This window comes from Mesorhizobium sp. M4A.F.Ca.ET.050.02.1.1 (assembly GCF_003997725.1).
GTDB lineage: Bacteria > Pseudomonadota > Alphaproteobacteria > Rhizobiales > Rhizobiaceae > Mesorhizobium.
This window is the reverse complement of the sequence record NZ_RZSG01000124.1, coordinates 1-11,421: the sequence shown is the minus strand read 5'-3', so window position 1 is coordinate 11,421 and position 11,421 is coordinate 1. Positions and strand designations below refer to the sequence as shown.

Genomic DNA, 11,421 nt, shown 5'->3' with positions numbered 1-11,421 from the left:
GGCCGACGGGGGCCGTGGGGATCAACCGCGATGATGAATTGCGGACGCAATTAGGGCTCTAAGCGAACTCGCAAACATCGGCACCGCCCTTCATCCGCCTGCCGGCGCTTGTCCCCGTGAACGGGGAGAAGGGAGAATGGCGGCTCAGTTCCGGTAGACCGGTTCCTGCTCGTCGAGGATCGCCTTCAGCTCGGCGAGATGGCGTTCGGCCTGGCCGGGATAGTCGTTGGCTTCAGCCGCGGTCTTCTCGGCGATGGCGTCAGACAGGGTGCGCAGCGGACGGCCGGTCCACAGCGCCTTGATGTAGGTCTCGGCGGCGCGCTCGAAATAGAACATGCGGTTGAAGGTGTCGGCGACAGTGTCGCCGATGACCAGCACGCCGTGATTGCCCATGACCATGACCTTCACCTTGGGATCGGTCAGAAGCTGCGAGCAGCGCTCGCCCTCCTCCTCGAAGGCCAGCCCGCCATAGTTGGCGTCGACGACATGGCGGTTGAAGAAGGTGGCCGAGTTCTGGTCGATCGGCGGCAGGGTCGAGTCGGCCAGCGAGGCGAGCACGGTGGCGTGAATCGAGTGCACATGCATGACGCAGCGCGCGTGCGGCACGTTGCGATGGATGGCGCCGTGCAGGCCCCAGGCCGTCGGATCGGGCGCATTGGGGCCGGAAAGCGTATCGGGATCGTTGGCGTCGATCAGCAGCAGGTCGCTCGCCTTGATGCGCGAGAAATGCACCTGGTTGGGGTTCATCAGGAATTTGGTGCCGTCCTCGTTGACGGCCAGCGAGAAATGGTTGGCCACCGCCTCATGCATGTTGAGCCGCGCCGTCCAGCGGAAGGCGCAGGCGAGGTCGACGCGCTCCTCATAGAAGGGCAGATTGCTCAGCGGTTCCTTCTGCAGGCGGGCGATGCTCATCGAAAATCCTCCGGTTTTGGTGACAATGCCGCGCCCAATGGCGGCCAGCAACGGGAAAGTGCTGGCGCAAACACCGTTCAGGCGGCCGGGCGCGCCGATTGCAACCCGCCATGCTCGACGATGAAGTCGATCACCTCCCGCAAGCCCTTGCCGCGCGACAGGTCGGTGAAGCCGAACGGCCGCTTGCCGCGCATACGGGCGGCGTCGCTTTCCATCACGTCGAGGTTGACGTTCACATAGGGCGCCAGATCGCTCTTGTTGATGATCAGGAAATCGGAGCGGGTGATGGCCGGCCCGCCCTTTCTCGGGATCTCCTCGCCCTGGCAGACCGAGATGACATAGAGGGTGAGATCAGCAAGGTCCGGTGAAAAGGTGGCCGCGAGATTGTCGCCGCCGGACTCGATGAAGATGATGTCGAGGTCCGGAAATTTGCGGTTCAGTTCGGCGATCGCCTGCAGATTGATCGAGGCGTCCTCGCGGATAGCGGTGTGTGGGCACCCCCCCGTCTCGACGCCGACGATGCGCTCCTCCGGCAGCGCCTGCAGCCGGGCCAGCATCATGGCGTCTTCCCTGGTGTAGATGTCGTTGGTGACGACGGCGATGGAGAAGTCGTCGCGCAGCGCCTTGCAGAGCTTTTCGGTGAGCGTCGTCTTGCCGGAACCGACGGGACCGCCGATGCCGATGCGAAGGGGACCGTTGGCCTGGGTCATGCGGAAAACTCCGTGATGGCGAGGATTGCGAAGCCTGCCCCGATCAGCAGGCAGAGCGGCGAATAGTAGCTGACGTCGAGCCGCGCGAAAGGCTGTTCGGGCGCCAGCCGGCGCCACCATGGCGTGAAGCCGGCAATGCCGCGCCCGAGGAAAACCAGCGCGATGAGCAACGAGGTGGCGGCGAGGCCCGCCTTGGGAAAGGGCGAGGCAAAGACGCCCTCAAGCGCCAGCGGCCAAAGCGTCGCCAGGCCAAGACAGGCGGCAACGGCAAAGCTGGCGCCAGGCGACGGCATCTCGTCGACGCCGCGGAAGCCGACGACGGCACGGGCGCAGGATTTGGCATCCGTGCCCGGCCAGATGCCGCCAATGCCCCAATAGACATGCAGCGCGGTGATGATGAGCAGGACAAGGGAAAGCGCGAAGGCGAGCACGATCATGAGCGGAACAACCGGGAATATTGGGTTTCGTGACGCATCGCCATGACGTCGGAAACGAAGGCGCAGCCACCGAGATCGTCGAGCGTGGAGGCGGCGGCGCGGGCGGCGGTGGTAAGCGCAAGCGGCTCAAAGCCGGCTAACAATGCGGTGGCATCGAGCTGGCCGACGACGCCGAGCCGGATCGCCGCCTGAACGAGGTTCGAGAAGAAGGTTTGCAGGAAGGCAGAGAGCGCGTCCGGCAGGCCAATGCCATTGCCGCCGGCGACGGCGCCGACCGCGACGCAGTAGGGGCAATCGGCCGGCAGGCGCCCCAGCACCGGGCTTGGCCAGGCCGAGGCAGCCTTGAGGAAGGCAGCGCCCTGCAGCATGGTCTCGGCATGGCGCTCGCGCGAACCTGCCAAGGCCTCGGCGAGAGCGGCGATCTCGCCGAGGTCGCCACTGTCGCGGGCGCACCGCCAGCTTTCGGCAAACAGCACGGCGTCGTTCCAGCCCGAACCCATCTCGACCAGCGTGTCCAGCCAGGCGGCAAGGCTTTGCCTGTCGGCGACCAGACCGTCCTGCACGGCGCGCTCGAGGCCATGGCTATAGGAGAAGCTGCCGACCGGAAAGGCCGGCGACAGCCACGCCATCAGCCGCAGCGGGGCGATGCCGGGCTCAGTCATGGTGGTGATGGTCGTCGTCATCATACGAATGGGAATGACTGTGCGCGTGGCTGTGAGTATGCTCGCCCTGCGCATGGGCATGCGCTTCGGCATGGCTGTGCGCGTGGCCATGATCATGGCCGCCATGGCCGGAATAGGCGCCGCGCACCGGCTTGAACGGCTCGGAGACCTCGCGCACCGTTGCGCCCAATCCCTCCAGCATCGCCTTGATGACATGGTCGCGCAGGATGAGGATGCGCTCCGCCTCGATCGCGGCGGCGAGGTGACGGTTGCCGATATGCCAGGCGAGTTCGGTGAGATGCACGGAGTCGCGGGCGCGGATGTCGTAGACGTCCTCGGGTGCCGCGACGATTTCGAGCTGGCGGCCGTCCTCCAGCACCAGCCGGTCGCCATTGTCGAGCGCCACCGGCTCCGGCAGGTCGACCAGCACCTTGTCACCGCTCTCCGTCTCGATGGCGCGGCGGCGCAGATGCCGCTCGTCATGGGCAAGCACGGCCCTGGCGTAGGGCGCGATCGCTCCGGCCTTGTCCGCTGCGAGAACGGAGATCGCGCGCGGGAATTTGGTGAAGTCGGTGTTGATGTTCAGTTTCATCTCATGGCTCCGCCATTAGCTTGCGCCCGCGCGCGGGGGGGACGCGACAGCACGCGCTCGAAATAGGCGTCGACGCGCTCGGACTCGATCGGAAACCGGCCGGCGCGAGCCCAGCCACCCATGTCGCCGAGCAGCACATCGACCGCGGAAAATCGGTCGCCGAGCGCGATAGGCTTGTCGCCAAGCCGCCGGTCCAACGCCTTGACCTCCGAGGCGAAATCATGCGCGGCGGCGGGGCCGACATCGACGCGCACCTCCTTCGGCAGGATGAAGCGGTGGCGCAGCTTATTCCACAGTGGCGCCTCGAATTCCGACTGGGTGAAATGCATCCAGGAATCCATCTCGGCGCGGCCGGCGAGGCCTGGATTGGCGCCCATGCCTTTGTCGGCATGCTTGTCGGCGAGATAGACGCAGATCGCCGCGGAATCGGTGACCTTCAGATCGCCGTCGATCAGGATCGGCACCTTGCCCGATGGATTGAGCGCGTAAGCTTCGGGCGAGCGCAGCTTGACCTCGACGAACTCGTAGGGCTGCCCGAGTTCCTCGAGCATCCACAGGACGCGGCTGACCCGGGATCCGCGCGATCCGACGGCCTTGTACATGGCTCTAAACCTGCCTTTCCAGCGAAGCGTAGCTCATCCGGTCCATCCGCCCAATGGCGCTCAGACGATGGTGTCGAAGAGCCGCAGGATGAACGACACCTGGTAAATCAGCGTGACGGCGACGAAGGCGATATGGAAGCGGCGGTCGCGCACCAGGATCGCCGCGATGCAAAGCGCCACGAAGACCGGCGTGCGGATCAGATATTCGTGGCCGTAGCGGGTGAAATGCTCCTCCCCCTTGAGCAGCGTGTCGATCACGTCGAGCAGGTAGGTGGTGCCGAGCAGGCCGAAGAACCAGGCGCGGCGCGAATAGAAATAGTCCTCGTAGCCGGTGTAATCGAGCATCGAATCGGGAAACAGCAGCGCGCAGAGCAGGAACAGCGTGACGGCATAGAAGATGATGAAGAGGTACTTGCCGAAGGTCCAGTCTCCAGCGCGTAGAGGCCGAACTCCCACCATCAGAAATGCACCAGCAGCAACAGCATGAAACCTACCCAGGCCAGATGCACCGGATAGAGCCGGTGCTGCCCGGGATGCTGGACGATGCGGGCGACCCCCGACAGGAGCCGGGTCACGCCAAGGCCGATGACCATGCCCATGACGATTGCGGATATGCGGAAAGACATCGTGGGGAGAGGCGATTTCGGTGGCCATGCCTGATCACGCATCGCCACATATTGCGGCGTCCTGTTAAGAGCAGCAACGGACTTTGTTGCTAGCAGTAGCTGGAGTCAGAAAAGGTCAGGTCGGCGATCTTGCCCTTTTCATCCACGCAATAGTTGGCAGCCATGATGTTTATGCAACCCTCGACGCGTCGAAGCCACATGTTGCGCGCCTCGCATTGACCTCCGGTTTTGGAGGGGCGCAGAATCGGTGGATTGCTCTCCAGCCTAAAAGCCGATTTGCCGGCAAACCATGCTTCAAAAGCTGGCGCGCTTGAACCTGTCGGAAACTTGCGCTCTGCTTCCAATTTCAAAGTCGCATATTCGGCACGAAAGGCCACCGGCTCTTTCAGATATCCGCAACCGCCCAGACAGCCGAGGACAACAAGGGCTAGCACGAGGGATTTGCGGGTTTGGCGATTGCCAAGAAACGCTGATCTTTTCAAAACAGAAAATACCTCTGCGCCATCGGCAGCACGGTCGCCGGCTCGCAGGTCAAGAGTTCGCCGTCGGCGCGCACTTCGTAGGTTTCCGGATCGACCTCGACGTGGGGCGTGGCGTCGTTGAGCACCATCGAATGCTTGCCGATGCCGCCGCGCGTGTTCTCGACGGCGACCATCGCCTTGTCGACGCCGAGCTTCTCTTGCAGGCCGGCGTCGAGCGCCGCCTTCGACACGAAGGTCACCGAGGAGTTAGTCAGCGCCTTGCCGTAGGCGCCGAACATCGGCCGGTAGTGCATCGGCTGCGGTGTCGGGATCGAGGCGTTGGGGTCGCCCATCGGGGCGGCGGCGATCGAGCCGCCGACCAGCACCATCTCCGGCTTGACGCCGAAGAAGGCCGGGTTCCACAGCACCAGATCGGCGCGTTTTCCAACCGCCACCGAGCCTATCTCCCTCGACAGGCCGTGCGCGATGGCCGGGTTGATGGTGTATTTGGCGATGTAGCGGCGGACGCGGAAATTGTCGTTGTCGCCGGTCTCCTCAGGCAGCGAACCGCGCTGGCGCTTCATCTTGTCGGCCGTCTGCCAGCAGCGGATCGCCACCTCGCCGACGCGGCCCATGGCCTGGCTGTCGGAGGAGATGATCGAGAACGCGCCGATGTCGTGCAGGATGTCTTCGGCCGCGATGGTTTCCTTGCGGATGCGGCTTTCGGCGAAGGCGATGTCCTCGGGGATCGACGGCGACAGATGATGGCAGACCATCAGCATGTCGAGATGCTCGGCCAGTGTGTTGACCGTGTAGGGCCTTGTCGGATTGGTCGAGGACGGGATGACGTTGGGCAGGCCGCAGACCTTGATGATGTCGGGCGCATGGCCGCCGCCGGCGCCCTCGGTGTGGAAGGCGTGAATGGTGCGGCCCTTGATCGCCGCGACGGTGTTCTCGACGAAGCCGGACTCGTTCAGCGTGTCGGTATGGATCATCACCTGCACGTCATAGGCGTCGGCGACCGACAGGCAGCAGTCGATCGCGGCCGGCGTCGTGCCCCAGTCCTCGTGCAGCTTCAGCGAACAGGCGCCGGCAAGCACCATCTCTTCCAGCCCTGCCGGCAGCGAGGCATTGCCCTTGCCGGACAGGCCGATGTTCATCGGGAAGGCGTCGAAGGACTGGATCATCCGCGCCATGTGCCACGGGCCCGGCGTGCAGGTGGTAGCCAAGGTGCCATGCGCCGGACCGGTGCCGCCGCCGAGCATGGTGGTGATGCCGCTCATCAGCGCTTCCTCGATCTGCTGCGGGCAGATGAAGTGAATATGCGCGTCGAAGCCGCCGGCGGTGAGGATCTTGCCCTCGCCGGCGATGATTTCGGTGCCGGGGCCGATGATGATGGTGACGCCGTCCTGCATGTCCGGATTGCCGGCCTTGCCGATCGCCGCGATGCGGCCGTCCCTGAGGCCGATGTCGGCCTTGAAGATGCCGGCGGAGGCGTCGATCACCAAGGCGTTGGTGATGACGGTGTCGACGGCGCCCTGCGCGCGCGACACCTGGCTCTGGCCCATGCCATCGCGGATCACCTTGCCGCCGCCGAATTTCACCTCCTCGCCGTGGAGGGTGAAATCCTTCTCGACCTCGATGATCAGCTCGGTGTCGGCAAGCCGCACCTTGTCGCCGACTGTCGGGCCGTACATCTGCGCATAGGCGGCGCGGGTAATTCTAGCCATCAGCACTTGCTCCCGAAAAGCGGCCCGATCGAAGGCGGGCTCCACATTGGCGCCACCCTATGGTCACGCAATGACCCGCTGGGCGACACCTTGTGTTCCCATTTGGCGGTTGAGGTGGGCGAGTCACCCCGAAACGACCGTTTGCCAAATCGATGGAAGGAAAATCCATGCGCAAAACGACACTTCTGGCGGCCGCCGCTGCCGCGATGCTGGCGAGTGCCGCCAGCGCCCAGCAGCAGCCTGCACCGCAGCCCGCGCCGACCGCTCCCACGGCGCCCAGCGCGCAGCCGGCCGTGCCGACGATCCAGAGCGTCAATATCGTCGACATCACCGAACTGCCCAAGGACACCCAGACGCAGGTCAACCAGGTGATCGCCGAGCGCGGTGAAGCCGGCCTGCAGAAACTGCGCAGCTCGATCGACGCGACGCCCAAGGTGAAGTCGGCGCTGGAAGCCAAGGGGCTCACCTCGGCGCAAGTGATCGCGGCCAGCATGAACACCGATGGTGCGCTGACCCTTATCACCAAGAAGGCGAGCTGACGCCGTGTCGCGGCGGGCCGGCACCTGGCCCGCCCATGGCATTAGAGAGGGAACCTTCGCCGGGCGGGAGTCGTTTCGTTCTTTTCGCGCTGCACCGCGTCCCGAAACGATCCCCCTCAGGAGCGAGCGATGGCGATCAACCCCTGTCCCGCTACAAGGCTGCAAAGTGCTGCCGCCATGGCGCTGCTGCTGGCAACGGCGCCCGTTGCCGGACTGAAGGCGCAAGGGCTCGAAAACAAGGAGACGGTCGACCGGATCGTCGGCTCCGAGGTCAAGCAAGAAGAGACCAAGACCACCGACGAGGCCGGCAAAGTCGCCACCGCGATCGACCGGACGCGCGAGAACATCGGCGCGGTGCGAAAGACCTCCAAGCTCGACAAGGTCGATATCGTGTTCCTCACCGACGCCGCGCGCAGCGAAGGCGGTCCGCCGCCGGTGATCGAGAGCAAGATCGAGCAGCATCGGGACGACATCGCGGAGCTGCGCAAGGAGATCGAAGCCAACGCGCTGCTGTTCAACGCCATCGATTCGCGGCGCGTGCAGGCAGAGGACGTCGTCGCCGTCGCCTTCGACGATCCGGGTAAGGTCGTCATTTATGCGGCGGCCAAGCCGCCGGGCTGAGCCGGAAGCGCGGAATGGACCGACAGCTCCAGGCGCCATCGGCCTCACAGCTTGCCCATCACCTTCTGCTGAAAACCGTAGACCTCGCGCTTGCCGCCGAGCGGCACCAGCGTGACGTCGCGCTCCTGCCCCGGCTCGAAGCGGATCGCCGTGCCGGCGGCAATGTCGAGGCGCATGCCCCTGGCGGCCTCGCGGTCGAATTTCAGCCCTTCATTGGTCTCGAAGAAATGATAGTGGCTGCCGACCTGGATCGGCCGGTCGCCGCTGTTGGCGACTTTCAGCGTCAGCGTCGGCAGGCCCTTGTTGAGCTCGATATCGCCTTTGGCGGTGATGACTTCGCCGGGGATCATCGCCAACCTCACAGGACGCCGAAGACGAGGCCGACGCCAACCGCCGCGCAAGCCGCGCCGGCGGCGCGGGCAAGGCTACGAAAGCGTGACCCGAGGCCGAGCGCGGCGGCGATGCCGGTGGCATGAAGCAGCGCGGTGGCGACGGCAAAACCTGCGATGTATTCCAGGCCGCCCGCGTTTTCGGGCACTTCAGTGCCATGGGCTTGGCCATGGAACAGCGCGAACAGGCCGATGATGGCGACACCGGCCGAGACAGGCAGGTCAACCGCAAGTGCCACCAGCAGGCCAAGCGCCACGACCGAGGCGAGAATGCCTGGCTCGACGAAGGGTACGGGCACCTGCATCATGCCGAGCGCGCCGCCCGCCAACATGACGCCGACGAAGGCCAGCGGCCATGCCCATATCGCCTTGCCGCCCTTGAGCACCGCCCAGAGGCCGACCGCGACCATCACGCTCATGTGGTCGAGGCCGGACAGCGGATGCATGAAGCCGGCGGCGAAGGACGAGGTCGTGCCGACTCCGACATGGGCATAGGCGGGCATCGCCGCCGCCAGCAGCATGACGGCAGTCAGCGTGGTGCGTTTCGTCGAAGTTGAGATCATCGATATGCCTTCTCTTATGCCTTCTCTGGGGACGGTCAGGCGGCCACGCGGGGGCCGCAGCCCTCGGCCTTGAGCACGCGTTTGGTGGAAGCAGGGTATTTCTTCAGCATGGGCGCCGGCCGGATCGGCCGCGCCGTAAAATTGCCGCCGCAGTTCGGGCAGACGCCGCCGAGCACGTTTCCGGCGCAATCGGCGCAGAAGGTGCATTCGAAGGTGCAGATCAATGCGTCCGTCGCCTCCGGCGGCAGGTCCCTGTCGCAGCATTCGCAGTTCGGGCGCAGCTCCAGCATCTTTTCCTCCTCAGCGTATCGGCTCGTGCACGGTCACCAGCTTGGTGCCGTCGGGAAACGTCGCCTCCACCTGCACGTCGTGGATCATCTCGGCGATGCCGTCCATCACCTGCGCGCGGGTGACGACATGGGCGCCGGCCTCCATCAGCTCGGCGACCGGGCGGCCGTCGCGGGCGCCTTCGACGACGAAGTCGGTGATTAAAGCGATCGCCTCCGGGTGGTTGAGCTTGACGCCGCGCTCCAGCCGCTTGCGCGCCACGATCGCCGCCATGGCGATGAGCAACTTATCCTTTTCCCTCGGCGTCAGGTTCATGCGTCTTCCCGGATTGGCGTATTCAGCTTCAGAGTGACCATAATTTGGGCAGGCCGGCCCGTCCGTTGAGCAATTCGACAAGCGGAACCAGCCGCTTGCGGAGCCGGTAGCCGTCCTCGGCGAACAGCCTCGCAAGAAGCTTGCCAGATTGGTTGACGGTCCAGACGCTGGCGCCGCCGGCATCGCCGATGATGGCGCGCGCCGGATCGAGGAAAGCCTCCGCCTGCGGCGAGACCATCAGCAGCGTCGCGACCGCGGCGGCGCCGCCGGCGACGGCGGGCCGGCCGAGCGCGGCCGCGATATCGGGTCCGATGCGGAAATCCTCGGCGTGAATGAGGGCGCCGTCCTGGCGGACACGCCAGCGGTTCGTGGAAATTGCCCTGTGTCGTCCTTTCGCCCATGGCCAGGCGACCGAAGACGGTGGCCTCCAGCAGCAGCGCCTCGGCGTCGGCGGCAAGCTCTACGTCGAGGCTGCGGGCGAAAGCCGCCCGGTCGAAGACGATGGTTTCCTGCGGCAGCCAGGCGAGGCGGCCCGCTTCGCCAACATCGAGCTTCACCCGGATTTCGGCGCGGTCGGATGCGGCGCGATAGACCTTCTCGCAGGCCTGGGTGGTGATCGAGGCCGAAGCGCCGGCGCCGACTTGCACCTCCCAGGCGAGGCGGTCGCCGCCGGTCAGGCCGCCGGCGGTGTTGATCAGCACCGCCTCGAGCGGGTCGGCGGCGGTGGCCGGCATACGGATCTTGGCCGATCCATCCTGATAGAGGCGCTCAAGACGCGTACGGCCGCCCTTGTTGCCGCAGAAAAGCCTGGCTCGCCCCGCAACACGTTGCGCAGCCGGTGCTGAAGTCGAAACAGGGTTCATCATGTTCATGCCGCCAACGTTAAGCACTCCGGCGGCTTTGTCGATATATAGCTTGTTGCTTGACAGCGTTTCGGTTTCTATAGAGGGAGCCACCTTGGAATGGTCATGCAACGCCAGGCGGGGCATGAAGCGACGTCGACGAAGCGAATCCGGGGATAAAGGGGCGCTGGACAGTTGGCGTCGGGAAACGACAAAGTGGGGAAGAGACCGAATGGCTGATCAGCTGGCGACGGAAATCATCGCGAAGATCAAGGCTCATGCCGAGCCGGGCGGCGAAGAGATCACCACCAACACCGAACTGACCGCGCTGGGCATCCATTCACTGGAATTGACCGAGATCATCTTCGATCTCGAGGAACAGTACGGCATCGAGATCGAGATGAACACGGTCGATGCCTGGAGCAATCTGAAGAATGTCGGCGACATGGTCGAGGCGGTTCGCGCGCTGATCGCGAAAAAAGCCTGACCGCATGCTGAAACGCGTCGTCATCACCGGCATCGGCGGGCTTTGCGGCCTTGGCACCAATGCCGCCGCCATGTGGAGCGAAATGCGCGCCGGCCGCTCGGCCATCGGTCCGATCGATAATCCGCTGCTGCACGACTTGTAGGTCACGATCGGCTGCGAGATCAAGGAACTGCCGGAGCACGGCATCGACCGCAAGCAGCTCGTGTCGATGGACCGTTTCAGCCTCCTGGCGGTGATCGCGGCGCGGGAAGCCATGCAGCAATCGGGATTGGCCACGCATGCGGACAACACCTACCGGATGGGTGCGGTCGTCGGCGTCGGCGTCTGCGGCTTCGAGGCGATCGAGGAGAACTATCGCGCCATCCTGATCGAAAAGAAGAACCGCGCCGGCATCTTCACCGTTCCGAAAGTGATGCCGGGCGCAGCCGCCGGCCAGGTCAGCATGAATCTCGGCCTGCGCGGACCGGTCTTCGGCGCCACCTCGGCCTGCTCCTCGGCCAACCACGCAATCGCTGCGGCCGTCGACCAGATCCGGCTCGGCCGCGCCGACGTCATGGTCGCCGGCGGCACTGAAGGACCACTGGTGTGGGGCGTGCTGAAGGGCTGGGAAGCGCTGCGCGTGCTGTCGCCCGAGACCTGCCGGCC

At 65.0% G+C, this 11,421-nt stretch carries 15 protein-coding genes and 3 pseudogenes; 4 read left to right on the top strand and 14 right to left on the bottom strand.

Annotated elements, in window-relative coordinates; all coding sequences use genetic code 11:
• Positions 1 to 144: 144 nt before the first annotated feature.
• The 9 genes and pseudogenes from EOA33_RS11495 to ureC all read right to left on the bottom strand — a co-directional run bounded on the left by EOA33_RS11495 (position 145) and on the right by ureC (position 6,735).
• Positions 145 to 912 carry a class II aldolase and adducin N-terminal domain-containing protein gene (locus EOA33_RS11495; RefSeq protein ID WP_126057045.1) on the bottom strand — a complete coding sequence of 256 codons (768 nt, stop codon included), beginning with the start codon at positions 910 to 912 and terminating at the stop codon, positions 145 to 147.
• A 77-nt stretch (positions 913 to 989) separates the two neighbouring features.
• Positions 990 to 1,622: an urease accessory protein UreG gene (gene ureG, locus EOA33_RS11490; RefSeq protein ID WP_126057046.1), complete on the bottom strand. Its 633-nt coding sequence runs from the start codon at positions 1,620 to 1,622 to the stop codon at positions 990 to 992.
• Positions 1,619 to 2,059: a DUF3995 domain-containing protein gene (locus EOA33_RS11485; protein WP_126057047.1), complete on the bottom strand. Its 441-nt coding sequence runs from the start codon at positions 2,057 to 2,059 to the stop codon at positions 1,619 to 1,621. The genes ureG and EOA33_RS11485 overlap by 4 nt, the downstream gene beginning before the upstream one ends.
• On the bottom strand, positions 2,056 to 2,745 hold the full coding sequence (locus EOA33_RS11480) for an urease accessory protein UreF (protein WP_190234258.1): 690 nt from the start codon (positions 2,743 to 2,745) through the stop codon (positions 2,056 to 2,058). Before EOA33_RS11480 ends, EOA33_RS11485 begins: the two co-directional genes overlap by 4 nt.
• Complete coding sequence (gene ureE / locus EOA33_RS11475; protein ID WP_126057049.1) at positions 2,714 to 3,313, bottom strand: urease accessory protein UreE; 600 nt, start codon at positions 3,311 to 3,313, stop codon at positions 2,714 to 2,716. The genes EOA33_RS11480 and ureE overlap by 32 nt, the downstream gene beginning before the upstream one ends.
• Positions 3,310 to 3,915 carry a glutathione S-transferase family protein gene (locus tag EOA33_RS11470; protein WP_127405669.1) on the bottom strand — a complete coding sequence of 202 codons (606 nt, stop codon included), beginning with the start codon at positions 3,913 to 3,915 and terminating at the stop codon, positions 3,310 to 3,312. Before EOA33_RS11470 ends, ureE begins: the two co-directional genes overlap by 4 nt.
• Positions 3,916 to 3,975: 60 nt before the next feature.
• Positions 3,976 to 4,569, bottom strand: a pseudogene (locus EOA33_RS11465) (hypothetical protein).
• Positions 4,570 to 4,630: 61 nt separating this feature from the next.
• On the bottom strand, positions 4,631 to 4,975 hold the full coding sequence (locus tag EOA33_RS11460; protein WP_127405668.1) for a hypothetical protein: 345 nt from the start codon (positions 4,973 to 4,975) through the stop codon (positions 4,631 to 4,633).
• Between the two features lie 44 nt (positions 4,976 to 5,019).
• Positions 5,020 to 6,735, bottom strand: coding sequence for an urease subunit alpha (gene ureC, locus EOA33_RS11455; RefSeq protein WP_189375429.1), 1,716 nt, complete (start codon positions 6,733 to 6,735; stop codon positions 5,020 to 5,022).
• Between the two features lie 164 nt (positions 6,736 to 6,899).
• On the opposite strand from ureC, the gene EOA33_RS11450 reads away from it, so the two are divergent.
• Entirely contained in the window at positions 6,900 to 7,271 is a 372-nt protein-coding gene (locus EOA33_RS11450; protein WP_126057052.1) for a hypothetical protein, read from the top strand.
• Between the two features lie 129 nt (positions 7,272 to 7,400).
• Positions 7,401 to 7,892 carry a hypothetical protein gene (locus EOA33_RS11445; RefSeq protein ID WP_126057053.1) on the top strand — a complete coding sequence of 164 codons (492 nt, stop codon included), beginning with the start codon at positions 7,401 to 7,403 and terminating at the stop codon, positions 7,890 to 7,892.
• A 44-nt stretch (positions 7,893 to 7,936) separates the two neighbouring features.
• Here EOA33_RS11445 and EOA33_RS11440 read toward each other — a convergent pair whose 3' ends face one another.
• The 5 genes and pseudogenes from EOA33_RS11440 to EOA33_RS11420 form a co-directional block, all read right to left on the bottom strand.
• Positions 7,937 to 8,242 (bottom strand): urease subunit beta, encoded by a 306-nt coding sequence (locus EOA33_RS11440; RefSeq protein WP_126057054.1) that lies wholly within the window; start codon positions 8,240 to 8,242, stop codon positions 7,937 to 7,939.
• Between the two features lie 8 nt (positions 8,243 to 8,250).
• Positions 8,251 to 8,844: a HupE/UreJ family protein gene (locus tag EOA33_RS11435; protein ID WP_127405666.1), complete on the bottom strand. Its 594-nt coding sequence runs from the start codon at positions 8,842 to 8,844 to the stop codon at positions 8,251 to 8,253.
• Positions 8,845 to 8,879: 35 nt separating this feature from the next.
• Positions 8,880 to 9,134 carry a DUF1272 domain-containing protein gene (locus tag EOA33_RS11430; RefSeq protein WP_127405665.1) on the bottom strand — a complete coding sequence of 85 codons (255 nt, stop codon included), beginning with the start codon at positions 9,132 to 9,134 and terminating at the stop codon, positions 8,880 to 8,882.
• Positions 9,135 to 9,144: 10 nt separating this feature from the next.
• Positions 9,145 to 9,447: an urease subunit gamma gene (locus tag EOA33_RS11425; RefSeq protein ID WP_095805092.1), complete on the bottom strand. Its 303-nt coding sequence runs from the start codon at positions 9,445 to 9,447 to the stop codon at positions 9,145 to 9,147.
• A 28-nt stretch (positions 9,448 to 9,475) separates the two neighbouring features.
• Positions 9,476 to 10,319: pseudogene (locus EOA33_RS11420) on the bottom strand (urease accessory protein UreD).
• Positions 10,320 to 10,521: 202 nt separating this feature from the next.
• Here EOA33_RS11420 and EOA33_RS11415 point away from each other — a divergent pair.
• Together EOA33_RS11415 and EOA33_RS11410 are read left to right on the top strand one after the other, a co-directional pair.
• Positions 10,522 to 10,776 carry an acyl carrier protein gene (locus tag EOA33_RS11415; RefSeq protein ID WP_126057058.1) on the top strand — a complete coding sequence of 85 codons (255 nt, stop codon included), beginning with the start codon at positions 10,522 to 10,524 and terminating at the stop codon, positions 10,774 to 10,776.
• 4 nt (positions 10,777 to 10,780) lie between these two features.
• A pseudogene (locus tag EOA33_RS11410) lies at positions 10,781 to 11,421 on the top strand (beta-ketoacyl synthase N-terminal-like domain-containing protein); the annotation flags it as partial.

Excerpts from the sequence above, each read along its gene's own strand:
- EOA33_RS11495 (WP_126057045.1), bottom strand. The coding sequence starts at position 912 with ATGAGCATCGCCCGCCTGCAGAAGGAACCGCTGAGCAATCTGCCCTTC.
- ureG (WP_126057046.1), bottom strand. The coding sequence starts at position 1,622 with ATGACCCAGGCCAACGGTCCCCTTCGCATCGGCATCGGCGGTCCCGTC.
- EOA33_RS11485 (WP_126057047.1), bottom strand. The coding sequence starts at position 2,059 with ATGATCGTGCTCGCCTTCGCGCTTTCCCTTGTCCTGCTCATCATCACC.
- EOA33_RS11480 (WP_190234258.1), bottom strand. The coding sequence starts at position 2,745 with ATGATGACGACGACCATCACCACCATGACTGAGCCCGGCATCGCCCCG.
- ureE (WP_126057049.1), bottom strand. The coding sequence starts at position 3,313 with ATGAAACTGAACATCAACACCGACTTCACCAAATTCCCGCGCGCGATC.
- EOA33_RS11470 (WP_127405669.1), bottom strand. The coding sequence starts at position 3,915 with ATGTACAAGGCCGTCGGATCGCGCGGATCCCGGGTCAGCCGCGTCCTG.
- EOA33_RS11450 (WP_126057052.1), top strand. The coding sequence starts at position 6,900 with ATGCGCAAAACGACACTTCTGGCGGCCGCCGCTGCCGCGATGCTGGCG.
- EOA33_RS11445 (WP_126057053.1), top strand. The coding sequence starts at position 7,401 with ATGGCGATCAACCCCTGTCCCGCTACAAGGCTGCAAAGTGCTGCCGCC.
- EOA33_RS11440 (WP_126057054.1), bottom strand. The coding sequence starts at position 8,242 with ATGATCCCCGGCGAAGTCATCACCGCCAAAGGCGATATCGAGCTCAAC.
- EOA33_RS11435 (WP_127405666.1), bottom strand. The coding sequence starts at position 8,844 with ATGATCTCAACTTCGACGAAACGCACCACGCTGACTGCCGTCATGCTG.
- EOA33_RS11430 (WP_127405665.1), bottom strand. The coding sequence starts at position 9,134 with ATGCTGGAGCTGCGCCCGAACTGCGAATGCTGCGACAGGGACCTGCCG.
- EOA33_RS11425 (WP_095805092.1), bottom strand. The coding sequence starts at position 9,447 with ATGAACCTGACGCCGAGGGAAAAGGATAAGTTGCTCATCGCCATGGCG.
- EOA33_RS11415 (WP_126057058.1), top strand. The coding sequence starts at position 10,522 with ATGGCTGATCAGCTGGCGACGGAAATCATCGCGAAGATCAAGGCTCAT.